The sequence below is a fragment of the Pseudomonas brassicacearum subsp. neoaurantiaca genome, from assembly GCF_013608025.1.
In the GTDB taxonomy this organism is placed as follows: domain Bacteria; phylum Pseudomonadota; class Gammaproteobacteria; order Pseudomonadales; family Pseudomonadaceae; genus Aquipseudomonas.
In genome coordinates, this window is sequence record NZ_VDLV01000041.1 from 72,091 (window position 1) to 98,551 (window position 26,461).

Consider the following 26,461-nt stretch of genomic DNA (forward strand, 5'->3'; position numbering starts at 1 on the left):
AGGCGCGCGCTGCCAGGCCCGCAGCGTTGGCAGCGTGTTGTCCTGTGACGGTTTATTTGTGTTTCGAATGCCTGGACAGCCAGGTGTGCAACAAGGCGAAGTTCAACGAGAATTCCGGCATGTGCATCAAGTCGCCGCAGAACACTTCGCTGACGATGCGCTCGAGCAATTTCGCCGCGTGAGGGCTATCCAGCAGTTCGCCGATATCCCGCACGAAGACGGCGAACGTCCAGACCCGCTGGTTCAGCTCGAGGCCGACAAACCAGCGGAACAGCAAGTTGTAATTGAGCTGCTCGTACAGCTGCTTTTCGCTGGGCAGCGAGTACAACAGTTGGAGCAACAAGGCGAGCATCAACGCCGGCACCGGCACCTGAATCTGTTGTTCCCGTGCCCATTGCTGCAGGGGTTCGGAGGAGGCCTCCAGCAGTTCTTCGATTTGTGGGCGCAACATGACCAGGGAATGGCCAGGCGGCACGTAGCTGGACAACTCCTTCAAGGCGCTCTGCCAGTCGTCCTGGGACACGATCCACACCCAGGGTGCGCCGTAGCGATAAACCGAAACCGGCTTCTTGCGTGCAGCCTCGACGATCTTCGACAGGCGCTGGTCCAGCTCCTGCATGCCCACTTTCGAGTAACTTTCCATAGACCCCATAGCCCCTGTCACACCTGGCATCCAGCGCGAAATAGCGCAAAAAAGTTGTCCGGGCGTCCCTGCCAAAAGCTTCTTTTATGAACAGCAATCCAGTGCCGTTGCCCTTTCACACAACCTTGACCGAGGCCACCGGCCACTACCGAACTTTTGTCATCGAATCTTCATGAACGGCTACCGACAGCGCCCCGCGCCCATGAAAAAGGGCGACAGTTGCCTGTCGCCCTGGGGCCCTGGAACGATGCTTACAGCGTCAGGTTGCGTTGCTCCTCAGGGGTCAATTGATTGCGCGCCTGGTCGTCCAACCGTCCAGCCCCCAATACCCGCACGCTGTTGCTCGGTTCCTGGGCCGGCGCACGGCTGGCGCCTTCCTGGGATGGCGCCAGACGCTCGTTGCCGAAGCCAAGGACCTGCACGCTGAACACCGATGGCATACGGTTGCGCGAAGCGGCCTGTTGTTCGCGTGCGACGCCTTCCGCGGCATCGCTCGCCGACGCTGCGGCGGAGCTGGCGTTGGTCAGTGCGCCGGTATTGACCACCGCGCTGACCGGCACGCCGTTGGACTTGCCTTGCACCTGGATATTGGCGGCGTTCACCACGTGCAACGCGGCGATGTTGATGTTGCCCGAGACCCGGATGCCCGCCTCTCCCGCGTCGATGGTGCCGAGCGGCGCGAGCAGGTCGATGTCGCCCGGTGCGACCTCGGCGATGGGGTTGAGGGTGGCGATACCGGCGCCAGTGCTCGGCACCGACGGCGACAGCGTGACGTTGCCCCAGTCGTCGTAGACGCGCTTGGGCGGCGTGTACACCAAGGTGGTTTTCGAGCCGCGACCGGCGTTGATATCCCCGGTCGCCGACCAGGCGAGAATGTCGCCGCCGAAGGTGGTCATGATCCGGCTTTGTCCCAGCAACACGCTGCCGTTGCTGAACAACTGAATGTCACCGGCACCTTGGGTGATGACCCCGGCACTGGACGGCGGGGCCTCGCCTTCGATACCGAACACCTGCTGCCCGCCGGGCGTCAGCATCTGGATATCGCCGCCGAAGTTGGTGTGCACCCCGGCGCCGCCGAACATCGTGATGTCGCCCTGGTAAGCCAAGGCATTGCCGGCCACGTCGTGGGTGGGAAACAGCGCGGCGATGGCGTTGCGACCGCGCAGGTAGCTGCCGGAACGCGGGCTGCTGGCATCGTTGTACTCGCGGCCACCGGCACGCAGCTCAGCGAAGTACACCTGGCGGGCAAACACCCGTTGTTGTTCGGACGGCAATGCCGCGAAGTAGGCCAGCGCCTGCTCGGTATCGCCGTTGAAGCCATACCGCAATGCCAGCCACGCCGCCAACTCGACCTCATAAGTCTTCGCCACCTTGCCCGGCTGTTGGGCCAGGCCGGCACCGGCGTCCGCCAGGTTGGCCGGGTCGAGGTACTGCCGCACGAAGCCCAGGTAATCCGGCCCGGCGGCGCCTACACCGGCTTGCATCACGATGCTTGCGCCGGGGCGATTGTCACCCGCTTTCACCGGACCGAGGCTGGTCACGGCGGCCTGGTCTTCCATCAGGATATTGCGCCCGGCGCTGATTTCCAGCGTACCGGGGCCGGCAACGTTGAAGGTGCTGTAGAGGATGTCGCGGCCGGCGGAGACAATGGAGATGTCCGTGGGGTCGTCGTGGACGAACAGGTTGCCGGTGCTGGTGGGCCCGGTTTCGAACTGCGTCAGTAAAGTGCCCGCAATGTCACCACTGTTGACGATATCCCGCCCCGCCATGATCCAGGCGGGACTGGCGGCCTCGTACCAGGTCTCGCCGCCCCTGCGACCGGCACTGAAGGCAATCAGCTCGCCCGTGCGCAACCCAACGATATCGCCCCTGACGGCGTAGAAGCGTACCGGCTGGTCCGCGCCTCGATAATCTCCGCCAGACCCTGTACCGCCGAACGCGAACAAGCCCATTCCGATGCTTCTGAGTACCGAAGGGTCCGCACTCGCTCCTTCCAGGTCGCCGTGTAGCACACCCGATCGGTCCTTGTAATAGAACGCAGGATGGTCCGGAGTTGCCAGGCTGCTTGCTGAAGCATTGGTCGGTGATATTGCGTAGCCTCCCGCATAAATCGAATCCCCAGCGAGAAACTCCAGCTGCGCCTGGTTTCCAGGCGCCAGGATCAAGGAATAGGGGGTCACAAAGCTCCCTACCCCACGTGATGAGGGCCCGTAATACAGGCTGCCTGAGGGCGCGGCTACCCGCAAAATCGACGGATAGACGAAACGCCCGTCGGTCGGTGAATAGTCCATACCGCCACGAGGCGTGATGATACCGGAGCCTGTCGAAAGCTCTCCGCCTTGGGTCGAAGGCGTAGCGTTCCCTCCAGCGGCAAACAGATCGATAGCCGTATGGTCAGTCCACAGGCTGAACCAGGAATATCCGGGGCCTCTGGTCCCGCCGCCCAGGTCCACCGACTGGGCGACTCGTGTCGGCGCACGGCCCGGGTCCACTGCGGCGCCAAGTACGAGATCGCCACGGGCATCCAGACTGGCGGTGGCATCGCCGGGTACCAGCAGCAGTCCACCGGTCGCGCTGGCCATCGTTGCATCGTATGGGTTGTAGGCACGGATTTCTCGGGGGTCCTGCGAAACCTCGTCCGGACCGTTGATCAATTCCATGCCGCCGAACGAACCGGCACTGGCCCTCAGCGAACCCCGCAAGTTCGTCAGGCTGCCATTCATGTCATGGCGCGAATCAACCGGCTGGCCGGCTAAGTCGAGAAACGCCCTAGCCTCCAGTGAAGGGTTGAGCGCGCCGCCGATTGCCAGCGACAGGTCACCGCCACCCGTGAACTTCAATTGACCGTCCACCATGCGCCCGGTCGAGCCGACCGCCAGGACTATCCCCTGACTGCGACTGGCGCCCTGCTCGCCTCGCTCTCCACGGGCGGCCAACATACCCGCGTCGCCTGCGACTCGCACATCCACGTTGCCGCCGCCCAACGTACCGACACCGGTGAAACCGTTCAGTACCGGATCGGTGCCATGGGGCACATAGGTGCCGAAATTGATCCACCAGGCCGTAGGCGTACCGTCACCATCGCCTTGGCGCCACAACCAATTCCCAACCCCCGAGCTCTCCATCTGCGGTGCATCTTCGGTCACGAGAGTACTTTGTTTTCTGCCGACTATGTCACCGGCCAAATCGCCGCCCACCGACAGCAGCAGGTTACCGCCATGGTCTGGATACCATGCGCGATATCGGCTGTCTGCGCCGCCATCCACCAAGCGTTCATAAGGGCTGTCACCGTTCCCCAGGATCGAGTCAGTCGGCAGGCCGGCGTTATTCACCGAGACGCCTCGCGCAAGGTTGTACGCCGCCGAGTCGGCCAGGCTCAAGGACGACGTGCCCGCGGTATAAATGCCAAACAGCGATTGCATGCTGAAATCACCTGCGCTGACCAGGTCCAGATCGCCGGTACCGGTACGAAGCACACTGAAGCTGCTGGTGCCCACCACGTAGGTGTAAACGCTCCCACCGACGCATAACCCCGGCGCCTGGGCACAGAATTCGTCCTCCGACATACCGTACAGGTCCGCCAACTCCGCCACTGGCCGACCGGCATAGGTCAGGTCACCGAAATAGTCGAGCGAGGCTTGCTCGGTCAACGTCCGCCCCGCCGCGACGCAGAGCCCTGGCGCCTGCCCGCAGAACTCGTCGACGCTCATGCCGTAAAGGTCAGCCAACTCCGCCACGGGTCGCCCGGAGTAGCTCAAGTCACCAAAATAGTCGAGCGAGGCTTGATCGGTCAGCACCTGGCCTCCCGCCTTCGCCAGCATTCCATAGTGAGTATCGGCCACGGTAAAGCGCCCATGCTCGGCATACGGATTGACCAGGCGGGTATCAGCGGCTTGCAAATCAGCGCCCGCCACGGCACGTAGCGACCAGGACTGCGAACCCTCGGCCAACATGGGCGCGATTGCCCAGTTGTGGCCCTTGCCATCGCCGCCGCGCAGATTGATCTTGTCCACGCCTTCGGCCAGCTTCACGTCGGTGCCTGCGGGTATCAGCGCGCCCAAGGGCAACAGCAACGCGCCCGCCTGAACCACGGTGCTTGGGCTATGAACTGTCACCGAACTTGCCGGACGGCTGGGCAAAGCCACGCCTTTTGGCCAGACCAATCCGGTCAAGGCGATATCGCCGATCAACACCGAACCACTCCCGAGGATCATCCCTTGCGCCACGGTCAGGTCGGCGGTCAGGCGCGTACCGGCGGCATACGCCACACGGCCGTCGCGGTAACGGATATTGGCCGCCAATACCGTGCCGGCAGGCAGTGAAATCGCCTCGGCCAACTCACCGTCCACCGGCAGGCGCGTGCCTGCGGCCAGAGTGATGGCTTGCAGCGGCAGGTCGTAGTTGAGGATGACGCCGGAGAGGAACGTCGTGCCGTCCTGCAATTCAATGCCCGCGCGGGGCACGAGCACATCGCCGTTGAACATTTGCTTGCCGGGCGTCAGCACCCAGCCATCGTCGTCCGGCGTTTCTGGCGGCGGCGCGAAACCATCGTTGATGCTGCCAAGCACGGTCAGGTCGCCCCCGGCGCGCAGTACCAGGCTGCCGACTTCGCCGGAACCGTATACAGGCGTTTGGGGTGTCAGCGGATTGAGGCTGGCGTAGCGATAGCCGGACAAGTCCAGGTCGCCCTGCACTACCAGGTCACCGTCGGCGGTGGCGCTGACGATTTCGACGCCGGGGCGCAGGTGGAACGCGTTGCGGTACGTCGCATTGTTCAGGCCGGCCAGCTTACCGTCGCGCAAGGCGTCGTTTTTCAAGGCGTTGTCGATGAAGTTCCGGTTTTCGCGGTCGATGTCATTGAGGTAGTCCTGATTGATGATCTGATACGGCCTGCCGCTGGCCGCCGGATCGCTGCCGTAGTGGGCATTGTCGTAACGCTGCACACCATTGAGCGCTATCAGCTTGGCGCCCTGGATATTCAGGTTGCCGCTGGCGTCGATGGCGATATCGCCGGCAGTCGCCCCGCCCAGGCGAGGAGCGTTCAGTTCCAGGGTGCCGCGGGCCTTGCCGTCGTGGCCGGTCGTAGCGGCAGTGCCGTGACGCAAATCGATCCGAGCGCCGTCGGCCAAGGTCAGCAGGCCATCACCGGAACTGAGCTCGACCATGGCGCGGTTCGGCGAATCGATGATCTGGCCGTAGCTGTCGACCCGCAGCACGCTGCCATGGGCGTCGAGTACGGCGTTGCCGCCGAGGGTCAAGCCTTGCTTGCCGGCCAGGCGGATGGAACCCACCCGCTCGCCGCTGGCGTCCACGGTGCCATTGACCGTGAGTTTGCCGCCGTCCACCGATACGCTGACCACGCCGGCCTTCAGGCCATCGCCAATCACCAGGTCACCCTGCTTGAGCTGGAAGCTGCGCCCGCCGAATACCTGGCCCTGGTTCAACCGTTGGTTGAGGACGGCGAAATCCTCGCTCAGGCTTGCGTCACCCAGGCGTTGGGCGCGGATGTCCACGCTGCCGGCCTTGTAGGGCACGGCGGTACCGCCCGCATCGTAGTAGCCGCTGCTGCTGCCAAGAATGGTGCCCGCCAGGTCCACCCTGCCGGCAGCCGCCGCCAATGCGGTGGCCTTGAGCGTGCCGGCCTGGTTGTTCACGGCGGAGAGATCGATCACCGAGCCGACAGCCTGGCGGATATTGCCGTTGCGGCTTTCGAGAATCAGGTCACCGCCCCAACTGTACTTGCTGACATCGTTGAAGGTGATTTTGCGTCCGGCCAGGTCGAGGCGCGCGGCGGCGCTCAAGGTCAACTCGTCCTCGGCGCTCAGGGTCAGCTTGCCGCTGGGCAAGACCACGTTGCCGTCGACCCGCACGTTCTGGCCGTTCAACGCCAGCTCGGCGCCGAGGCTATCGGCGCTGGCCACGGGCACGCGGCTGCTCGCCGGAGCGCTGACGCGGATATTGCCGCCTGCGGTGATCCGGTTGACCGACCCGGCCTCGCCGGTCATCAACGGCGTGAGGATGTTCAGGTTGCCGCCGCTGTACTGGAAACCTTTACCGGTGATGTATTCGCCCTGGCTCTGGTAAACCGACAAGCCTCCCTTATGGTTGGCGGTGATGCGTTCGCTGGCGTTGAGATTGACGTTGGCGAATCCCAGGGCCAGGCGGTCATAGGCCTTGGCCACCTTGGACTCGGTGGCTGGGGCATAACCAAACTCGATGCGTTGGGCATCGATCTGCAGGTTGCCCGTGCCGGTGCCCGCGCCGCCGGCCACGATGCTGCCAGCCTCGTTTTGCACGCCATTCCAGATCAGGTTACCGGTGCGAATCAGCGCCGTTTCATTGGCATTGCCTTTGCCGTAGATCGCTGGAGTGCCAAGCACCAATTCCTTGAGCCGCGACTTGCCAGTCACCGCGTCAAAGGTATCGAGGCTGGCGTTGCCATAGAAATTCAGTGAGTCGCGCGCGCCCAGCACCAGGGTTTCGAGCGCCGGCGCGCCAGCGCTGGTATCGCCCAGCAACAGGCGGTCGAGCACCTGCTGGTTGAGTGTCAGGCCGCTGGGCAACAGATTGCGTGACGCCAGGTCGGCCAGGGTCTCGGCGCTGCCAACGTTGATGCCGCCAACCGCCAGGGTCAGGTTACGGGTACCGAAGCGTACGGCATCCGTCAGCTCGAAGCGATTGTCCGTGGCCGAGGCGATGGTGCCTTCGGAATACAGGCGAGTGGTGCCGGTGCAAACGCCGTCGCACACGCCGATGCGGATACTGCCTGGTGCGCTGTCCGGACTTTGCGGGTTGGGTGCGGAAGGCGCCAGCATGTTCACGTAGCCATTGGAGACGGCGAGCACGCTGTTGCGACCGGGGTTGTAGAGATAGCCATCGCGCGAGTCACGCGCCACGGCGCCCATGCCCAGCGTATTGATCGACGCGCCCTGCTCCACGGTGATGCCGCCATTGGGACTCGACGTCACCAGGAACACTTCCGGCGCCCGCAGGGTCGCACCGCTGCGCAGGGTGATATTTTGGGTTCGGGAGGCGCTGCCGTTGCCATCACTGAATTCAAGGAAGTTACCGCCCTGGCCATAGCGGGCCAAGGCGTAACCGCCAATGAACAGGCTGCTGGCGCGGATGGCATTCACCGCATCGTCGGTCAGGGTTACAACGTCCAATCCAGAACTGACCGCCTCTCCTGCCTTGATGATCTCCAGGTTCCCGGCCCTGACCAACGTGAGTGCGGTGGTGCTGCCGCGACCATCTTTGGCTGCTTTGCTCAGCAGTTTCCCGGCAAAACTGAAGCTCGGTTGGTCACTCTGGTTGCGCTCGAACGTGACGTTGAACGCCTTGGCATCCCGGGGCAGCAACACGGAGGGCACGCCCAGGCGCGCCGCGTCGGCCAGGGCGAACTGACTGAAGCTGGTCTCGTTGTACTGTGAATAGCGGCGCAGCGTATCGGCCGCGGTGACGATCACTTGGCTCGCCAGGCTGTCGCGTACGCCCGTACCGGCAATGCCGAGGGTACCGGCCGTTGCCCAGGAGCCGTTACGCATGGCCTGGGTCGGCACCACCCCACCCTGCCCGGCCAGGCCGTTGACCTCGATGCGAAACGCACCCGGCAGCAGCGCGTAGGTCGAGGGCAGTAAGGTATAGGTGCCGGCCGGCAAGCCGGGTACGCCAGCACCGAGGGTAATCTGCTGGCCGACCAAGGGGGCGACGGCGCCGGCTTCACCACCCGTGGGCGCATAGCCGGTCTGTACGCCAGGAACGATAGCGTAGACCGGGTTGCTGCTCAGTGCCGGTAACAGGAAACCGTCCGGACCGAACTGCACCAAGGGGTTGAAGCGCGCGTCAGTGGAGCCGCCACGCCCCGAGATGAACCCGGCGCCGGTCAATTCACCCCCACCGGACACGTCCACAACGGCTCCCGCCGCAACGTCGATGGTCTCGCCCACCAGATCGATCTTTCCCGGCACGCCATTGAGGGCTGGCCGCAGCAGGCTCTTGTCGAGCGTCACGCCATCGAACACGTAGGACTTGCCATCCGCTGTTCCGCCATAGGGCATGACGAGCCCCGCGCCGCTGACGGAGGTCAGGCTGCCGGGCAGCAAGTTCACGTCGCTGCCGGGACGGGACGCGGTCTCCAGCGCCGTCTGGCCAATGATCAGGTTGCCCAATGGCGCCCGCAGAATGCCGCCCTGGTTGATGACATCCGCCTCAAGCCGCAACTCGCCAAACGCGGAATAAGGCACCGAGGGAATCGCCGAGCCGTTGCGGCCTATGTCCATGCGCTTGGCGGTCAGCGTCCCTTGCACGCCGGTGCCGGGATAGATCTGCGCGGCGGTGAGGCCCAGGACGCCGGGGGTTCGAAGTAACATTTTATGATCGGCCTGGCTGCTCGCCATCCGAATGTCACCCTGGCTGTTCAATTGCAAATCCGCAAAACCACGACGATCGACGTTTCGAACTTCGCCCTGGGCCATCGTCAGCGTTCCGCTGCCGCCGATCCTCACCGCGTCGCGAACCTCAAGCAACCCGGTCGCTGACACCAACAACTGCCCTGCGGCAGGTCGTGCCGAAGGCGCCAGCCCTATGCCGGTGCTGCTGTTGTCAGCCCCGGCGGTCGTATTATCTTGCGCGCCGGCCAAGCGCACATAGTTACCGCGCAGTTTGACCACCGAGTCCGCCGCCGCTGTCTCCGCCATGCCGTACGCACCCGCGTAGAGCTGAAGCGCATTGGCCATCGTCAGGTTGACATTGCCATCGAAGGTCAGCAGACCGGTACTGAAGAGGGACAACGTATCAAAGCCGCCGGCCTCGACCTGATCCACCGCAAGCCGTGCATAGCCGTGCTCCAGCAGGGAGGCGCCCTGCTCTGGCGCGCTCCCGGCCGTGATACCCGTCGCGGAATGGTGCTGCTCGATAATCAGTTCGCGAGTCTTGCGCTGGTTGTCCGGCAAATCCGAGCTGTTCAAATAAACCGTCGCCCCGAGCCCGACCGACAAGCTTCCGCCCGCCGCTCCGGCACCGCCGGCGGCAGCCTTGAACTGACCGTCCAGGTAAAGCCCACTGGTCGAGCCAAAACTGATGTCGCCGCCGTGGCTGGCAACCACTCGGCGTTGCCCCGCGTCATCCAGCACCGCCTGGGCACCCGAAGCATCGAGCAACGCGCCTTCGCGCACCACGATGAATTTGCCGATACCGCCGCCGTCGCCCGTCGCATGGTCGATTTCACCACCGATGACGATACTTCCGCCGTTACGCACGAACCCATATTGGGTCCCCCTGGTACCCGTGGCGGTGGCGGCGCGAGCGGCTACGTCCAGGACCGCGTTCTCGCCGATCCAGATCGACTTGAAGTTGTCACTGGGCGGTATGACCGCCGCTTGCGGCCCAGGCGCGGAGCCGATAGTGATCGAGCCGCCCCAGGCATTCAAGGTGCCGTCCACGGTGATCTGGCCAATACCCGTCAAGCGGATCGCTTGTCCGGGGTCGACATTCAACACCGCCGACTTGCCCACCAGCAGGTCAGCCGTGGCGACATTCGCCGCGCCGGTTTGCTGGCTGCCGGCTTGCAAGGACAGGCTCGCACCCTGGCGCTGGGTCAGCACGCCCTTACTGGCGTCTTCGAGGTACAGCGGCGGCGTCCAGGTCTCCAGCGCGCTGCCCGGTGTACCACCGGTGGCGACCCCAGGCGCGCCAGCGCCTTGGCGATAAACCGGCACGGTGACGTCAACCTGGGTGCCCTCGGCAACCTCCAGGCCGTCGTTGCCGATGATGTCGTAGGCGGAAAAGCCTTTTTTGAAGAAGCCACCATCGAGCAGCAAGGTATCGGCCGCCGCGGAGGTCGCGGTGTCGCTGATCAGGACTTTACCGGCCTGCAATTGCAAGGTGCCGCCGCCCTTTACACCCTGGCCCCGCAACTCGCCCCCCAGGCTCAATCCGCCGTTCAGGCTACTCAGGGTTACATCGCCCCCTTTGCCGCCCTGCACCTTGCCCGAGTTGAGCAACACCGCTCCGGAAGAAACGTCCAGCACGCTGCCGGCGCCCAGCGCGATGGCGCCGCCGGTTTTCAGGGCGATGCTGCCGCCGTTCTGGTAAGGCAAGGCGCTGATATCGCCAGGGTCCAGTTGTAGATTGCTCCACAGCCCGCTGGCATCCAGACGCACCCCGTCAGCCACCCTGACCGAGGACGCGCCGACAACCGGCATCGTGCCGTCGACCTGGACGAAGTCCCTGCCTACCTGAATGGCACCAGCGTGGGCAGTAAGATTGGCATTCACGGCCACCGTCGGGCCAAACAGGCTGATGGAACCGGCCGGAGCCACCTGCAACGCACCGTTGACTGTGATGCCTTCGCTCGCAGCGACCTTGACGGCACCGAGCTTGAAGCCGTTGAGCTGGTTGCTGTCCAGGTACAACGTGCCCTGGCGATCCGTCGGCAAGGCACCGTCCAGGCCGACGCTACCGGCAACGCCCGCCGCGCCTTGGCCGAAAATCACGTTCTTCAAGGTATTGGCCGTGGCGCCAAGGGCATATTCCACAGTGCCGCTTTCCTTCACGTAGAACGGCACGTAAGAGCCGACCACCAACTGCCCGCCACGGGCCACGGCTTTCTGCGACTGCTGGTAGCCATCCAGGCCGGCCTGGGCGGCGCGGGTCTGGCGGTCACCCTGGAAGGTATCGCTGGCGAGCGTGCCTTCGAGCACCGCGTTTTTAGTCCCGATCACCAGGGTGCCGGCATCGCGGCCGACCGTGTAGCCGGCCTCCTGGCGCGAACGCGGGGCAATCAAGGGATTGTAGTAATACTTCGTTTGCCCCCAGCGCTGGGTGTGGTCTTCGTATCCCTTGTAGATCCCGGTGTAGAGCATGTCCCCAGGCGCACTGTTGAGTTCATACAAGCGGCCATCGGCGCCCTTGAGCCAGGTCTGCTTGACGGTGCCGCTCTGCACATCCAGCGTGCCGCCGGACAGATTGATCTGCGAGCCGGCCTGGGTCACCACGTCGTTACCGGTAAAACTCACGGTACCGCCCTGGGCCATCCATTCGCCAGCGCTGTGGCCCTGGGTGCCGAGGTAGCCGCTGACTTCCAGCAGACCACCGGCGGTGTACCAGCGATCAGTGGCGTAGCCGTTGGTGCCGGCGGGTACGAACACCAGCTCACGCGCATCCACCCACACGTCGTTGTTGTTCAACGTACCTTCATCCCGGTTGCCGGCGGCATCGCGCTGCTCGTTGCCCTGGATGTTGACCTTGATGCTGTTGGCTTCCATCGCCACCTTGACGCCGGTGGCGCCGGAGACGTCGATCACCGCACCGTCGCGCACCAGGCTGCGGGTGCCGGCGTTCACCGCCACCTGACCGCCCGTGGCGAGGGTGATCGATCCCTTCTGGAAATCGACGCTGCCAGCGCTGTCGATCTGCACCAGGGACAGGTCGCGGCGATAGGTGTCCGCTGAAATGACTTTGCCGTCCTGGCTGACGATCGGTTTCAAGGCACTGTCGCGTTGGCTGTCCAGGGCCGTCGCGCTGGCATCCACCAGAATCGCCGTGGTACTGCCCTCGCCCAGGGTCACGTTGGCATCGCTGCCTCGCGCCGTGAGGTGCAGCGTGCCACGGGTGTCCGCCGAAGTGCTGGCCACGGCCACACCGTCCTGCCGCACTTGATTGCCGGTCAGCGTCACATCACCGCTGGCCGCCATCAACAATCCAGTGTTGCTCACCCGGCCGGCGCCCGTGCCGCCATCCTGGTGGGCGATGACTTCATTGCCGCGCGTGGTCGACGTCGAGTTGCCGTCACTGGCGAAGCCCTTCTTGATGGTGAAGCTGTCGCCCGCCGCCAGCACGGTCTGTCCACGCGGGGTACTGATGGTGCCTGCGTTGTCGACGTTTTTGCCCAGCAACAAGACATAGCCACCGCCGGCGGTCGATTTGCTCGGGGCGGTCGTGGAAATCTGCGCGCCCTTCTCCACCCGGATCGCGCCTTGGGCGTTGGTAAAGCTCGCCGCGTTGGCGTTGTAGAGGCCACCGGTCTTGAACTGTTCGTCGCTGAAATCCGTAGCGGCCGCCACCAGGTTACGCACGTTGACTTGGCTGCTACCGCTGAACACCACGCCGTTGCTGTTGAGGATCATCACCGTGCCGTCGGCCTTGATCTGGCCCTGGATCTGGCTCGGCGCGGTGCTGTTGTTGACCTTGTTCAGCGCGGCCCAACTGGCGTCCTGTTGAAACGCCAGGGTGGTGTCACGGCCAATGTTGAACGTGTCCCAGTTAAGGATCGCCTTGTCGGCGGTCTGCTTGATCGTCACGATAACCTTGCCATTGGCGTCGGTCTGTACCGGACCGTTGGCGTTGAGAAACAACGGCTTGCCATCCGGCCCGATCACTGCGTTCAAGCCATTGCCGCCCAAACCGTTATGAATGGTCTGCGGCGCGCCGAAACTGGCCGCACGCCCTGCCGCCTGGGCAGCCTGGCTGGCCGCAATCGCCGCCACCGTGCTGTTCATGTTCGCCAGCGAACGGCCCAACTGCTGCTGCACCCGTTGCTGCTGCGCCAGCGGTGGAGGCGTTCCAGGGCGAGGCGCGCTGGGACTGGCCGGGCCTGCGACAGGTGCCGCGCCCTTGGCCGCGAACCAGGCCGAACTGAAACTGGTCGCTGCGTAGGCGGGATTGGCCAGCAGCAGCAAGGCGATGGCCTGGGCCAAGGGTTTGAGGCACAGCGCAGCAGTAGAATCAGCATCATGGCGAGTGGTTTTCTGTGGGCGGCAACGCATCACTACGGATCCTTTTTACGCAGGGCGAATTCGGTAGCGCCCTCTGGAGGAGGCGCGCAAATGACTAATCCCAAGGCAGGTTGAAGCCGTCGCGACCGAACTTTTGTCATGCAATGTTCATCTGCCGGGCGGTTGGCTGAAATGAAAAACCGGCAACAGCGCGAGGCTGTTGCCGGTTCATGAAGCAGACCCTAATCAGGGCTTATTGCGGACGACCAATGCCGTTGCAGGCGGTGGTGTTACCCACCGACAGCGAGTTGGTGGCGGTCCAGAAAGTGCTGCGAATGGCCGTTTTCCAAGTGTCGGTGATAGGAATCAGCTTGGCGGCGATGATTTCATCGTCGTTGTTGTTGGCATCGGACAGGGTGTAGTGGCGGCTGATGAAGTCACGTACGGCCGCGGTATCGGTGCTGTCCTTGTAGCATTGGTTGAACACCAGGAAGGTGTAGCCCACGATGCTGTAGCCCGTCGCCGGGTTAGGCAGGACCTTGGCCCAGTTTTCCGGCAGGCCACGATCAGCGGTGGCGGGCGGCGCAATGGTGCTCAGCGCGGTCGTCACGTTGCCGACGGTAGGCAGGTTGCCGTTGACGCGAGCGACCACGGCGTTGCTGGTGGCGTTGACATCTTCCGGCCCGACGTAGCCGATGGCGCCTTCGGTGGACAACACGGTGCTGGCCATCGCGGCGCTGCCAGTCACGGCAGTGGCGTTCGCCGGAACGGTGCCGACCGCCGTGGTGAAGGTACCGTTGGTGGTGAACTTGGTCGGGCACTGACTGTTCAGGTGACGGGTGAAGATCTCGCTGGTGCCGCTGCTGCCAGCACGGTAGTAGACCTTGATCGGGGTGGTCGGGTAGGTGCTGTTGACCTGGTTCCAAGTGGTGACGGTGCCCGAGAAAATGTCGCACAGTTGGGCGCTGGTCAGGTTCAGGTTGTTGACCGCGGTACCGTTGGCCAGCGTCAACTTGTACGGAACGGTTACCGAAGTGGCTTCGGCAGGAATCTGGATGATCGGACCCCAGTTGGCAGCGTTGCCGGTTGGCACGGCTGGCGACTGGTGAGCGGCGCGATAGGTGGTCAGTTCGGCAGTGGACAGGATCGAATCACTGCCGGCGTAGTCAACGGTCACGGCCGGAACGTAGACCTTTTCCAGGGCAGTTGCCGAGTTGCCGTCGAGGTTCCAGACCAGCACGTCCGAGTTGTTGGTCAAGAAAGCACTCTTGCCGCCGCCGCTGCCCACGCCCACGTAGTTGGCGAAGGCGGGTTGTGGCGCTGGGCCGTTGAGGATGCCGACGGGCGCTGCGACGCCACCAGTCGGTGGCACGCCGTACAGGTTTTGCGGCAGGGTGGCACCGCCACCGACGACAGCGGCCATGGCCTGGGCGGAGCAGAGGCCGGCGACGGCCATGGAAACGGCGAGAACGTTGCGCTTGAACATGAAGAATCTCCTTTCATCGTGTCTGGACGTTGGTAGTTCGCTTGTGCTTCTCATCGCGACCGCTGCCCCGAGCAGAATTCCGGCGCTCGTTCGAAGGGGTGGCCACGGCGTAGAAACTCTCAATTTCCAGTGACAGAGAAAGGAAAAAATCTCGGGTGTTCGGCCTTGTTTTTCCTAAATATTCTCGGGAGTTACCGACACCGTCCTGACATTTTGCTCAGCTTTCGCAGCGTAAGCGTGAGTCCGTGGCATGCCCTCCTCCGTGCGCCGTAGCCTGGCGCAGCGTAGATGTCGACCGGATGAACCCGAGTGGCGCTCAGGAGTGGCATCGCGCAGGTGTCATTGCACCAGCTGATTGATCTCGATGATCGGTAGCAACACGGCCATGACGATGGTCAGCACCACCCCGCCCATGATCACGATCATCAGCGGCTCCAGGAGTGCCGTCATGCCCATGGCCCGGCGCTCGATGTCGCGCGACAAGGTTTGCGCGGCGCGTTCGAGCATGGGCGGCAAGGCCCCGGTTTTTTCACCGCTGGCGATCAGGTGAATCAGGATGGGCGGGAACACCTTGCCGACCCGCAGTGCATTGGCGAGGCCCACGCCTTCGCGCACCCGCAAGGTGGCGTCGGCCACGCAATGGGCCAGGCGATCATTGGCCAGGGTCTGCCCGGCGGCATCCAGGGCGCGCAACAGCGGCACGCCAGCGCTGCCAAGAATCGCCAGGGTCGAGGCGAAACGCGCAGTATTGACCCCCAGCACGAAGCGGCCGATCAACGGCAGCCGCAGCACCCGACTGTGCCAGGCCAGGCGTGCGTCGGCGTTACGCAAATAGCGCCGCCATCCCCACCAGCATCCGGCAAGTCCGGCAAAGCAGGCCCAACCCCAGGCGCGCAGGAAGTCGCTGGCCTGCAACATCACCCGGGTCAGGGTGGGCAAGTCCTGGCGCGCCTGGGAAAAAGCGCTGACCACCTGTGGCACCACGAAACCCAGCAGGAAGATGACGATGACAATCGACACCACGCCCACCACCGCTGGGTAGATGAACGCCGTGAGGATCTTGCCCCGCAGGTTGTTGCGCTCTTCGATGTAGTCGGCCAGGCGCTCCATCACCTGGGCGAGATCGCCAGACTCCTCGCCAGCGGCAATCATCGCCCGGTAGATCTCGGGAAAATCCCTCGGTCGCGCGGCCAACGCATCGGCCAGGCGCATGCCGTTGCGCACATCGCCGCGCACCGCGCCGAGGGTGTCGGCGATGTGGCGTTTCTCGGCCTGGTCGACAGTGGCCGACAGGGCCGCTTCCAGCGGCAAGCTGGCGCCCAACAGGCTTGCCAATTGACGGGTAGCCCAGGCCAGGTCGCTGTCCGACAATTTTGCGCTGAACAGGCCCGAGGCACCGGCGCTGCCGACGTGCAACTGCTCGTCGATGCGCAACGGCGTCAGCCCACGGCCGCGCAGTTCACTCATTGCACTGCGCTGGTTGTCGGCCTCCAGCACGCCTTGCTCGATGTTCCCCGCGGCATCGGCGGCCTCGAAACGGTAGCGGTTCATCAGGCGTCCCGGGTCACGCGCAGGATTTCTTCGCGGGCGGTGGAGCCGCTGCTCACCCAGCGTTCGCCGTCCTCGCGCATGCTCAACATGCCGGCCTGGCGCGCACAGGTGCGCAATGCCTGCTCGCCTTCACCCTGATGGACCAACCGCCGCACCTCATCGTCCACCACGAAGAGTTCGTGGATACCGGTACGGCCGCTGTAACCGGTGTGGTTGCAGCGCGGGCAACCATGAGGACGCCATTGGCCCGGCGCGGCTTCGTCAGGCTGTTTGCACGCCGGACACAGGCGACGCACCAGGCGTTGCGCCAGGACGCCGAGCAATGACGACGCCAACAGGAACGGCTCGACGCCGATGTCGGTCAGCCGCGTCACCGCCGACACCGCGTCGTTGGTGTGCAGCGTCGCCAGCACCAGGTGCCCGGTCAACGAGGCCTGGACCGCGATCTGCGCGGTCTCCTGGTCGCGGATTTCACCGATCATGATGACGTCCGGGTCCTGGCGCAGGATCGCGCGCAAAGCCAGGCCGAAGCTCATGTCGATCCGCGTGTTGACCTGGATCTGGCTGATGCCCGGCAAGTCGTATTCCACCGGGTCTTCCACCGTCAGGATATTGCTGGTGCTGGCATCCAGACGGGCCAGGGCGGCGTAGAGCGTAGTGGTCTTGCCGCTGCCGGTGGGGCCGGTGACCAGCACGATGCCGTGGGGTTGGCGGATCAGTTGATCCAGTTGGGTGAGCACGGCGGGCGCCATGCCCAGGGTTTCCAATTGCAGGCGCCCGGCCTGTTTGTCCAGCAGGCGCATCACCACCCGTTCGCCGTGGCCGGTGGGCACGGTGGACACCCGCACATCGATGGGCCGTCCGGCGACACGCAGGGCGATGCGGCCGTCCTGGGGCAAGCGTTTTTCGGCGATGTCCAATTGCGCCATGATCTTGATCCGCGACACCAGCGCCGCGTGCAGGGCCTTGCGCGGCGCGACCACGTCCCGCAGCGCCCCATCGACGCGATAACGCACCACGGAATGGCTTTCGAACGGTTCGATATGTATATCGCTGGCCTCATCCCGCGCGGCCTGGGTCAGCAATGCGTTGATCATGCGGATTACCGGCGCGCCACCCTCACTGTCCAGCAAGTCGGTGACTTCCGGGATGTCCTGCATCAGGCGATCAAGGTCGACTTCGTTTTCCGCCGCGCCGACGATCGCCGCGGCGCTACCGGTGTCGGCGTAGGCGCTGGTCAGCAGCGCTTCGAGCTCTTCGTCGCGTATGCGTTGCAACGCAGTGGGGCCATAACGCCGACGGACCTCGTTGATGGCCCAGCCCGGCGTCGCGGCACTGACCAGCAGCACGTTGCCCTCCTCGCCAACCTTGAGGAGGAGCCGCTGGGCCTTGGCCCACGCATAGGGCAACGCGCCCGCACCGGTTTGCATAGAGGGATTCATGGCTGCTCCGGTTCCAGCGGCACGGCGCGCATCGCTCGGGGTGGCTGATTGAGCGGTATCGGCTGGCGGGGTGACGGATTGAGCGGCATCGCCTGGGCGGCCGGCGGCAACTGCGGTGCTTGCATATCAGTGAGCGGCCATTTGTGCGCTGGCTGCAGATTGCCCTGGGCACGGCGGATAAAATCGTAGCGATTGAGGGTAATGCTGCGGCCGACGTTACTGTCGCGAATGATGTAGGGCCGCAGGAAGACCATCAGGTTGGTCTTGGTCCGCGAGCGGCTGTCGCTGCGAAACAGCGCGCCAATGCCCGGGATGCTGCTCAGCCCCGGAATCGCGTCGGAGCTTTCGGTAAAGCCATCTTGCAACAAGCCACCCAACACCATGATTTGTCCGTCGTCGAGCAGGATGCTGGTGTCGATGGCGCGCTTGTTGGTCACCGTGCCGGCGTCGCTGGAGGCGCGCGGGTCCACGCTGCTGACTTCCTGGTAGATGTCCAGCTTGACCGTGCCACCCTCGGAAATCTGCGGGCGCACGTTCAGGCGCAGCCCGACTTCCTCGCGCTCGATGGTCTGGAACGGGTTGTTGCTGTTGCCGCCGCCGTTGGTCACGTAGTTGCCGGTGACGAAGGGGATGGTCTGGCCCACGAAAATGCTCGCCGCTTCGTTGTCCAGCGTCAGCAGGTTGGGCGTGGACAACACGTTGGTTCCGCCCTTGCTTTTCAGGGCGCGGGCTAGCACCTTCAAATCGAGCACCTGGCCGATGCCGGGAATATTCACCGTGCCCGACACCTTGCCGATGCTCAGGCCTCCGGGCAGTGCATCAATGCTGTTCCTGGCCGAGGTATTGATGCCAGCACCGCCCAGGTTGGCGCCACCGATCCAGCCGTTGCCCGCCAGGTTGCCGGCTTGCCACTGGATGCCGAAGGCACTCGCATCGTCTTCGCTGACCTCGACGATCAGGCTTTCGATCACCACCTGGGCGCGGCGCTGGTCGAGCAGATCGATGACTTCGCGCAGGTTGCGATACAGCGGGTCGGGCGCCGAGATCAGCAAGGTGTTGGTGGTGGTGTCGGCCTGCACGGTGACGCCGTTGGCGGAAAACGCCACTGCGCCTTCGCCTGCCTGATGGCTGCCCTGGCCGCTCGACATCTGCAGCCCTGCACTCTGCCCATTGTTGGTTTGCGAACTGCTGCCGGTAGTACTCGACGAATTATTGCCGTTGCCGCTCGTACTGCTGCCCGCTGGGCCACCCAGGCCACCGCCGTTCAACAGGCTCCGTGCGCTGTCGGTGGACGCACCGGCCATTTCCCCTTCACCGGTGAGCAAACCCCGCAAGGCTTGCGCCAGCTTGTTGGCCTGGGCGTTGCGCAGGTACACCACGTGGAGATTGCTCGGGTTGTTCTGGGCATTGTCGAGCTTGTAGATCAGCTGCCGGGCCAGCTCGGTACGTTCGGGGCTGCCGGTGCGCAGGATGATGCTATTGGATCGAGGGTCGCCGATCACCGAGACCTTTTGCGTCGCATCGGCGCCCTGCACGTCGAGCAATTCCGACACCATCGTCGCGATGTCGACGGCAATACCGTTCTGCACGGGCACCACATCGGTGTCGATGGCGCCGGGTATGTCGATGTTGGCGATGATCTGCGCCACCCGATTGAGGTTTTCCGCATAGTCGGTGACCACCACCGTGTTATTGCCGGGGTAGGCATTGATGGGGTTGTTGGCCGATACGATGGGCCGCAGTGCCGGAATCAGGTTGACTGCGTTTTCGTATTGCAAGCGAAAGGTCCGGGTGATCATGCCGTTGCCCGCCGCGCGATCGGCGTCCCCCACCGGGCCGCCCAGCAACTTGGCGTCGGCTTCCGGGACCACCTGGCTGACCCCTTCCACTTCGACCACGGCAAACCCCTGCATGCGCAGGGCTGCGAGCAACATGTCATAGGCCGTGCGGGCCGGCACCTCGCCTTCGGACACCAGGGTCAACTGGCCTTTGACACGTGGGTCCACCAGGAACTGGCGACCGGTGGCGCGTGACAGCGCACGCACCACGGCGGGAATATCGGCCTCGACGAAATTCAACTGCACCGGTTGATTGCCGAGCCCGCTGCCGGTCGAGCCGGCATTGTCGGAGGATGGCCGAAGGCTTGAGCGCGACGAGGCCTTGCGCGTGACCTGGCGTCGTTGCTCTACCTGTGCCTGCACACGCTGGCGCTCCACCAGCGCGTCACCGCTGCCGGTCTGTGCGAGCGGCTGGCCCAGCTCACTTTGAGCGGGAATGGGCGGCGCCTGCTCACTGCCCAATTGGCTACAGGCACTGAGCAACAGCGCCAAGGGAATTGTTGACGCATACGTACCAAACCGCTTCATGAGGATTCCTTAGCGCCGGGCGCCTGTTCCATGCCAACGACCCCGGAAATCCGCGCGGCCGTCTCAGTGCTTTGCGAGGTTGCCCGTTGCAAATGAGCGTCGCGCACCTGCAGGCCGAGCCTCGGTGCGTCGTCCAATAACCAGTTGAACAAGGCATCGGCGGGCGCGTTGTCGAGGGTCAGCCGCCAGGTTGCGGCGTCGGCCTCGACCCGGTGCTCCAGGTCGTAGGCGCCGGCCAGGCCGATGCCATCCAAACGCTCTTTCACAAGCTGTGGCGTGATCGCGCCGGGCACCACGCCGGCGCCCTGCACCTCGGCCAGCACCCCATCCAGCGCTGCCGCCTGGGAACGCAGGCGCGGCAGTTCGGCTTGCCAATGGTCGATGCGTTGCAGTGGCGGCTGGATCAGGCCGTACCACAGCACCACCACGGGCAACACCAGCGCGGCAATCCGCAGGATGCGTTTATCCCGGGCGCTGCTGCGTTGCCAGAACTGCTGAGCGCTGGCTCGCTGCGCCTGCCAGCGGGCGCGGTAACGTGCCAGGCTATTCATCCGTGCCTCCCGCAACGGGCGCTGCCCTGGCGTCCGCGGGCAAACGCTTCAGCGTCCATTGCCCATTGGCGAGATCGGCCACGATGCCCGCTTGCGCCAGGCTGGTTTGCCAGTTGCTATCGGCGGGTGGCTTGCGGGCAGGCGTGCGCGGGGTCAGGTGCAATTCGCTGCCGTCGAAGTCGAGTTTGTCGACCGCGCCCGCCATGAACGGCAACTGCCCAGCCGCCTGCTGCACCAAGGCGGCGAAGCTGACCGGACCTTCGGCCAACGCGCCATTGCGCCGGGCATCGCGTTGCTGGCGAGCCTGCTGCAAGGGATTGAGGATCACCGGCAGTTCAGGAAAAGCCTGCTGGACCCGGCTGGTCATCTGTCCCTTGATTGCCTGGCCCCCGCCGGCCAACCGCACCGCGTACAGGTTGAGGCCCAGGGTCCAGATCAATGCCGCCACCGCGCAACAGCCGACCGCGCGGCCCCAGCGCTGATTGCCCCGCACGTTTTGTTCGATCCCGCTCAGCAGGTTCCAGGCGGGAACCGGACCGAGCCAGCGCTGCTCGTCCGGCCATGAATCGACGGATTCCGGCCCCTCGCCGACCCAACGCACCGTCCGTTCGCGCAACTGTTCGGCGCCTTCCTGCATCATGGGATGCGCCCAGGCGCGCTGGAGATCCTCACGGACCAGCAAATGACCTTCCACGCTTGCCGCCGTGCATGTGCCCGGCTCAGCCAGCGGCAGAAAACAAGGCGCCGCGTACACACCACGCGGCTGCAACTTGAGCCCCTGCAATAATTGCAAAAGACGCAACAGGGCCGCACGCTCGAACCAAGCCAGTTGAACCTGGCCGCCCGTATCGCGAGGCCCGTGCGCCAGATGCACGGCATCGTCGCTGCCCAGCAGGAGGTTGTCTGCCGCACAGCGCACGGCATCGCCAAGGCGCGCCGGTGGCAGTGGCGGCAATTCGATGCAGGCGAGCAACGTGTCTTGAGGATGCAAACAGAGCTCCAGGGCTTTGCCTTGGGCCGCGCCGCTCAGCTCGCGCAGGGGTTGCCGCCCCTGCTCGACCAGCACGCCCTTGCGATCGAGCCAGGCGAAGTCCAACGGGCTGTCGGCGGTCAACTGTGCCAACGGCGCCAGCGCTATGCGCAGCAAGGTGCTCATGCGCCCACCCGCGACCAGACCACTTGCGGCCTGCGCTGCTCGCTGCGATAAAACAACGCTTGGACACCGAAGCGGCGCTGTTCGACAGTGGCCTGTCCCCGCAATAGAAACCACTCGCTGGTAATGCCCAGGCGCAACTGCTCCGTGCTCATCTGCGGCACGCGCAAGCGGTTGAGGAAATCCCCGCTGTTGATGAACCACTGGCCGCGGTCACGCTCGGCTATCAGCGCCTGCGCCTGCGCCACGCTCATGCCGGGCACTCGCGCGGCCAATACCTGGGCCGTGGTGGTATTGCCATTCACCCAAGTGGGCGCCGGCAGCACCGTGACATAGGGGCGCAGGCGCTCAAGGGCAGCGAGGTCGATCCCGGGCAGGCCGGCCAGGTCATCGAGACCGCGCAACATCGGCCGGGTGGCGGGCAGCGGCTGGCTTTCGGCGTCCGGCGATGTCAGGCGACCGCTGTCGAACCCGGGTGCCGCGCTGGAGGCTGGCGGCGGTGGACGCAAGCGCTTGGGGTAGGCCTCCACCACGCGTTGGACGATACGGTTGCCCTGGGCCACGGGCACGCCCAGCTCGGCGCACAGGCGTTCGAATACGGCGACTTCCAGTGTGTCGAGTTGGCCGTCGAGGATCAGGTTGCGCAGGTTGAACTTGCTTTGCTCATCGCTGATATGGCCGTCGAACACCCCGCTTTCAGCGTCCAGGCGCACCCCACGCAAGGGCTGCGCCCACGCCTGGTCCAAACGCGTCATCGGCTCGCGCAGGCGTTGCTGCCAGAGCACCTGGCGGGTCCATTCCAATACGCCGTTGGACAACCAGGCGCCCCGCACCCGCTGGCTTTCGCTTTCCACGCTGCGAGTCACCTGGACCTGTCGGGCGATCATGCCAGCGGCGATCACCGCGACCACGGTCGCCACCAGCAAGGCGCTGATCACCGCCATGCCACGCTGGGCTGAGCGATTCACGACTAGAGCTGCCAGGAGCCGATATCAGCGTTGACACCTTCGCCGTCGGGCTGCCCATCGGCGCCGAGGGAAAACACATCGACCTCACCGTTAGTGCCCGGATTGAGGTAGTTGTAGGCGCGGCCCCACGGGTCCTTGGGCAGCCGTTCCAGGTACGCGCGCCAATTGGCGCTGGTGGCGTTGGCGGGTTTTTCCGCCAGGGCCTTGAGCCCTTCGTTCATGGTCGGGTAGCGCCCTTGGTCGAGACGGAACAGTTTGAGTGCCTGCATCAGCCCCGCAACATCCTGGCGGGCCGCCGTGGCCCTGGCCTGGTCAGGGCGATCAAGCACCTTCGGCACGACCATGGCGGCAAGGATGCCGAGGATGACCACCACGACCATGATCTCGATCAGGGTAAAGCCTTGCTGCCGGCGAGGGCCATGTGTGGGACGGCCAGACGATGCGACACCCATCTCGACACTCTCCTTGGCTGGCGCCGTGTTCTGGCGCTGGTTGAGGTTTCCATTCGCTGCGGATTGTTCCAGCGGCATATGTCACTGGTATAAAAAATCCTCAGGAGCTTTGGTCAGCAATCCGTCAAACGCGGGCATTAGGCTGAAGCACATTTCCCCGACGATGCTCATTGCCATGACCCGACAGGCACTCCGGCAACGCGGCTTTACCCTGATCGAAGTATTGGTGGCGCTGCTGATCGTGGCGGTGGCGATGTCAGCAGCTGTGCGCGCCAGTGCACAAATGAGCCAGAGCAATGCGCTGTTGCGTGATCGCTCGATGGCGCTGTTGGCGGCCCAGAACAGCCTGGCCGAACTGCGTCTGCGCGGGGCCAGCGATAAGGGCAACGCCATGCAACGCTGTGACCAAGGACGTCTGAAACTCAGTTGCGAGCAGCAGGTAACCCGCAGTGGCGACCTGCTGAGAGTGAAAGTGCTGGTGCATGAACGCGAACATGACGGACCGCCGCTGGCGCGCCTGGAAACGCTGTTCAGCCGCCCTGTCACCCAGCCATGAATCAGCGCAACGACGGCAGCGCCACCGGCACCGGCAGCCGGGCCATCGACAGGCGCGATTCGGTGCCGGCCCGCTCGATGATCACGGCATCAGCCTCGATTCCTCGCAGGCGCACACCTTCGCCCAGTGGCTCACCCGCGCGAAAAGCCCGCGGCGGCGAATCCTCGATGCTGAGAATCGCCACCGCGCCTTGGGGTCCGGCCAGCAGGCCACTGAGCTTGATCTCCAGGTTCTGCGGGGAACTGGCGAACCATTGCGCCGCGGCTTGGCCAGTGGCTGCCAAGGGCGGCAAGGGTTCGCTATTGGCCTGGGCTTGCACAGGCGCCGAATCGTTGAGCAAAAAGCCCCAGGTGACAAGCCCCGCCACGCTGGCCAACACGGCGACAGCCTGTACCAGCGTGGCCGGATCGAGGCGATGGAAATGGCGCATGAGCGGATCCTCCGTGACGTCCAGTGCTTCAGGCTACCAGCGCTTTCTCACGGTTTTATTGCAAATTCACCCCAGCGAAAGGCGTAGCGACCATGAATGAACGGCGACACCGACAACGCGGCTTCACGCTGATCGAATTGATGGTCGTGCTGGTGATCATCGGCATCGCCAGCGCCGCCATCAGCTTGAATATCCACGCCGACGCGGCAAGCGGCCTGCGCGAAGATGCCAAGCGCCTGGCCTTGCTGCTGGAAACCGCCCAGGCCGAAGCGCGCAGCGATGGTCGTCGCATCGCCTGGGTCGCGGACAGCCAGGGTTACCGTTTCGTGCGGCTGGATGCCGTCGGCGCACAGGATCGGGAGTTCATCAACGACCCGCAACTGCGCCCCAGGCACTGGAGCGCGGGACCGGTGCAGGTGCGCATCCACCCAGGAAAAACGCTGGTGCTCGATGCCGAATGGATTGCCCCGCCCCTGCAAGTCATTCTGTCCAGCAACCAGGCCAGCGTATCGGTGACGCGCACGGCGGCTGGCCGCATCGAGGTGCATTGATGGTCCGGCAGAACGGCTTCACGCTGATTGAAGTGATGGTCGCCATCCTGCTGATGACCATCGTCAGCCTGATCGCCTGGCGCGGGCTCGACGGTGTGACCCGCGCCGACGCCCACCTGCAGGACAGCGCCGAACAGCACGCGCAACTGATGCGCGCATTCAACCAGCTGCAGCGTGACTTCGCCCTGCGAGCCACCACTGAACTGGCCGAGCCGCCACCGCCCGATGAATCCTCGGCCAGCCGCCCCCCGGTGCCTGCTGCGATCAGTATTCGCAGCAGCGACAGCGACCCTTTGCAGTTGGAATTGATACGTGCCGCGGCGGACCAGGACGGCAAGATGCAACGGGTGAGGTGGTGGATTGAAAGCGGCACCCTTTTCCGTGCCTCGGGCGTCGCGCGGTCACGCTATCCCCTACCGGCGCCCAAGGAGCGTGTCGCGGTGTTGAGTGAGCTTGAGCGCGTTGATGTGCGGGTATGGCGCACCGATCAGGGCTGGAGCCATCTGACTGGCAGCAAGGAGGAAAATCCGGCGGGTGTGGAAATCAGCTTCAGCCGTCGCACGGCACACGGCACCGAGCGCTACCGCCAGGTGCTGGCACCGCTTCTGGAATGAAAACGCCTAGCTGACCAGCACGACGCCGCCCGGTAGCTCGGTAATGGTCGCGCCGTAGGCATCGCGAATCAGCACGGCGACATTCGCCAGTTGCGCCAGGCTGAAGCGCGCCTGCACCTTGCGTCGCCCGAGTTCAGCGTTCATCAGCACGATCATTCCGGGACGGTAGCGGTTGATTTCATCGATCACGCTCGCGAGGGGGGCATCGTTGAACACCAGCAACTGTTGACGCCAAGCCATGACTTGCTGGGTATCGAAAGAGGTGGGTTGGCCTTGTCGCTGCGCGGTGTAGGTCAATTGCCGGCCCTGCTCCAGGCTCACGCGCCGCCCCTGATGTTTCAGTTGCAAGCGGCCCTCCAGGCACGTCACGCACACGCTACCCTCGGTGGCCCGCACATTGAACCGCGCGCCATCGGCGAACAACTCGCCATTGCCGGCAAGCACACGCAACGCCGTGCTGGCCTGGATTTCCACTTCACCGCTCAGTACTTCGATGGCGGCGTCACCAGGGGCCTCGCTGCGCTGGCTGATGCGCGTCTGGGTATTGAGTTCAAGCACCACGCCCTGCGTCAGGTCGACGTGGCGTTGCTCGCCGACACCGGTATGAAAATCCGCGCCCATGGGCCAGCCATCCAGCAGTGACGGACGCGCGACCAGCACCGCAACCGACGCGGCAATCGCGCCGCCGAGAAACGCTCGGCGCCCGAAACGCCGCGGGTGGTTGACGACCTTTGCCGCCTGCTCCTGCTGGAGCTTTTGCTCGGCAGGCGCCATGGCCTGCCACAACTGGCGGGCCAGGAAAAAGGCCTGGGCGTGTTCGGAACTTTGCGCGCTCCAGCGCCGAAAAGCCTCGGCGTCAGCGTGGGTGGCATGCCCTGAAGTCAAGCGCACCAGCCAATGGAACGCTTCTTCCCGGAGCTGGTTAGCCGTGGCAGTGGCTGATTCAGATGCGCTTATAGACATGTTTTTCAAACGTGAAATGACT

General features: G+C 64.4%; 15 protein-coding genes. 3 read left to right on the forward strand and 12 right to left on the reverse strand.

The window, feature by feature from the left end:
- Positions 1 to 52: 52 nt before the first annotated feature.
- From FHK92_RS28035 to gspG, 10 genes are all read right to left on the reverse strand, one after another.
- A complete protein-coding gene (locus tag FHK92_RS28035) occupies positions 53 to 652 on the reverse strand; it encodes a transposase (protein WP_181289696.1) in 600 nt (199 codons plus the stop codon).
- A gap of 242 nt (positions 653 to 894) precedes the next feature.
- Positions 895 to 13,407, reverse strand: a complete 12,513-nt coding sequence (locus tag FHK92_RS20610; RefSeq protein ID WP_181289697.1) for a filamentous haemagglutinin family protein — start codon at positions 13,405 to 13,407, stop codon at positions 895 to 897.
- A gap of 202 nt (positions 13,408 to 13,609) precedes the next feature.
- Positions 13,610 to 14,842: a substrate-binding domain-containing protein gene (locus tag FHK92_RS20615; protein ID WP_181289698.1), complete on the reverse strand. Its 1,233-nt coding sequence runs from the start codon at positions 14,840 to 14,842 to the stop codon at positions 13,610 to 13,612.
- 339 nt (positions 14,843 to 15,181) lie between these two features.
- On the reverse strand, positions 15,182 to 16,393 hold the full coding sequence (gene gspF, locus FHK92_RS20620) for a type II secretion system inner membrane protein GspF (protein ID WP_181289699.1): 1,212 nt from the start codon (positions 16,391 to 16,393) through the stop codon (positions 15,182 to 15,184).
- Positions 16,393 to 17,823, reverse strand: coding sequence for a type II secretion system ATPase GspE (gspE, locus tag FHK92_RS20625; protein WP_181289742.1), 1,431 nt, complete (start codon positions 17,821 to 17,823; stop codon positions 16,393 to 16,395). Before gspE ends, gspF begins: the two co-directional genes overlap by 1 nt.
- Positions 17,824 to 17,831: 8 nt before the next feature.
- Positions 17,832 to 20,201 (reverse strand): type II secretion system secretin GspD, encoded by a 2,370-nt coding sequence (gene gspD, locus FHK92_RS20630; protein WP_181289700.1) that lies wholly within the window; start codon positions 20,199 to 20,201, stop codon positions 17,832 to 17,834.
- Complete coding sequence (gspM, locus tag FHK92_RS20635) at positions 20,198 to 20,752, reverse strand: type II secretion system protein GspM (RefSeq protein ID WP_181289701.1); 555 nt, start codon at positions 20,750 to 20,752, stop codon at positions 20,198 to 20,200. The genes gspD and gspM overlap by 4 nt, the downstream gene beginning before the upstream one ends.
- Positions 20,745 to 21,908: a type II secretion system protein GspL gene (gene gspL, locus FHK92_RS20640; RefSeq protein WP_181289702.1), complete on the reverse strand. Its 1,164-nt coding sequence runs from the start codon at positions 21,906 to 21,908 to the stop codon at positions 20,745 to 20,747. Before gspL ends, gspM begins: the two co-directional genes overlap by 8 nt.
- Positions 21,905 to 22,849: a type II secretion system minor pseudopilin GspK gene (gene gspK, locus FHK92_RS20645; protein WP_181289743.1), complete on the reverse strand. Its 945-nt coding sequence runs from the start codon at positions 22,847 to 22,849 to the stop codon at positions 21,905 to 21,907. Before gspK ends, gspL begins: the two co-directional genes overlap by 4 nt.
- Before the next feature lie 26 nt (positions 22,850 to 22,875).
- The gene (gene gspG / locus FHK92_RS20650) at positions 22,876 to 23,325 is read right to left on the reverse strand and encodes a type II secretion system major pseudopilin GspG (protein ID WP_181289703.1); all 450 of its coding nucleotides are present in this window, start codon (positions 23,323 to 23,325) and stop codon (positions 22,876 to 22,878) included.
- A gap of 175 nt (positions 23,326 to 23,500) precedes the next feature.
- Between gspG and gspI the strand changes: the two genes are divergently transcribed.
- Entirely contained in the window at positions 23,501 to 23,881 is a 381-nt protein-coding gene (gene gspI / locus FHK92_RS20655; RefSeq protein WP_181289704.1) for a type II secretion system minor pseudopilin GspI, read from the forward strand.
- Position 23,882: 1 nt separating this feature from the next.
- Here gspI and FHK92_RS20660 read toward each other — a convergent pair whose 3' ends face one another.
- On the reverse strand, positions 23,883 to 24,311 hold the full coding sequence (locus FHK92_RS20660) for a type II secretion system protein N (protein ID WP_181289705.1): 429 nt from the start codon (positions 24,309 to 24,311) through the stop codon (positions 23,883 to 23,885).
- A gap of 92 nt (positions 24,312 to 24,403) precedes the next feature.
- Here FHK92_RS20660 and gspH point away from each other — a divergent pair, with 92 nt between their 5' ends.
- Together gspH and FHK92_RS20670 are read left to right on the forward strand one after the other, a co-directional pair.
- Positions 24,404 to 24,862, forward strand: a complete 459-nt coding sequence (gene gspH, locus FHK92_RS20665; protein ID WP_181289706.1) for a type II secretion system minor pseudopilin GspH — start codon at positions 24,404 to 24,406, stop codon at positions 24,860 to 24,862.
- The gene (locus tag FHK92_RS20670) at positions 24,862 to 25,476 is read left to right on the forward strand and encodes a prepilin-type N-terminal cleavage/methylation domain-containing protein (protein WP_181289707.1); all 615 of its coding nucleotides are present in this window, start codon (positions 24,862 to 24,864) and stop codon (positions 25,474 to 25,476) included. The genes gspH and FHK92_RS20670 overlap by 1 nt, the downstream gene beginning before the upstream one ends.
- Before the next feature lie 6 nt (positions 25,477 to 25,482).
- Here the strand turns inward: FHK92_RS20670 and FHK92_RS20675 are convergent, their stop codons facing one another.
- Positions 25,483 to 26,439: a FecR family protein gene (locus FHK92_RS20675; RefSeq protein ID WP_181289708.1), complete on the reverse strand. Its 957-nt coding sequence runs from the start codon at positions 26,437 to 26,439 to the stop codon at positions 25,483 to 25,485.
- Between the last annotated feature and the right edge of the window lie 22 nt (positions 26,440 to 26,461).

What these genes read in the sequence shown, in the direction of transcription:
- gspH (WP_181289706.1), top strand. Translation starts at nt 24,404, where the DNA reads ATGAATGAACGGCGACACCGACAACGCGGCTTCACGCTGATCGAATTG.
- FHK92_RS28035 (WP_181289696.1), bottom strand. Translation starts at nt 652, where the DNA reads ATGGGGTCTATGGAAAGTTACTCGAAAGTGGGCATGCAGGAGCTGGAC.
- gspL (WP_181289702.1), bottom strand. Translation starts at nt 21,908, where the DNA reads ATGAGCACCTTGCTGCGCATAGCGCTGGCGCCGTTGGCACAGTTGACC.
- FHK92_RS20660 (WP_181289705.1), bottom strand. Translation starts at nt 24,311, where the DNA reads ATGCGCCATTTCCATCGCCTCGATCCGGCCACGCTGGTACAGGCTGTC.
- FHK92_RS20670 (WP_181289707.1), top strand. Translation starts at nt 24,862, where the DNA reads ATGGTCCGGCAGAACGGCTTCACGCTGATTGAAGTGATGGTCGCCATC.
- gspE (WP_181289742.1), bottom strand. Translation starts at nt 17,823, where the DNA reads ATGCAAACCGGTGCGGGCGCGTTGCCCTATGCGTGGGCCAAGGCCCAG.
- gspF (WP_181289699.1), bottom strand. Translation starts at nt 16,393, where the DNA reads ATGAACCGCTACCGTTTCGAGGCCGCCGATGCCGCGGGGAACATCGAG.
- gspK (WP_181289743.1), bottom strand. Translation starts at nt 22,849, where the DNA reads ATGGCGGTGATCAGCGCCTTGCTGGTGGCGACCGTGGTCGCGGTGATC.
- gspI (WP_181289704.1), top strand. Translation starts at nt 23,501, where the DNA reads ATGACCCGACAGGCACTCCGGCAACGCGGCTTTACCCTGATCGAAGTA.
- FHK92_RS20675 (WP_181289708.1), bottom strand. Translation starts at nt 26,439, where the DNA reads ATGTCTATAAGCGCATCTGAATCAGCCACTGCCACGGCTAACCAGCTC.
- FHK92_RS20615 (WP_181289698.1), bottom strand. Translation starts at nt 14,842, where the DNA reads ATGTTCAAGCGCAACGTTCTCGCCGTTTCCATGGCCGTCGCCGGCCTC.
- gspD (WP_181289700.1), bottom strand. Translation starts at nt 20,201, where the DNA reads ATGAAGCGGTTTGGTACGTATGCGTCAACAATTCCCTTGGCGCTGTTG.
- gspG (WP_181289703.1), bottom strand. Translation starts at nt 23,325, where the DNA reads ATGGGTGTCGCATCGTCTGGCCGTCCCACACATGGCCCTCGCCGGCAG.
- gspM (WP_181289701.1), bottom strand. Translation starts at nt 20,752, where the DNA reads ATGAATAGCCTGGCACGTTACCGCGCCCGCTGGCAGGCGCAGCGAGCC.
- FHK92_RS20610 (WP_181289697.1), bottom strand. Translation starts at nt 13,407, where the DNA reads ATGCGTTGCCGCCCACAGAAAACCACTCGCCATGATGCTGATTCTACT.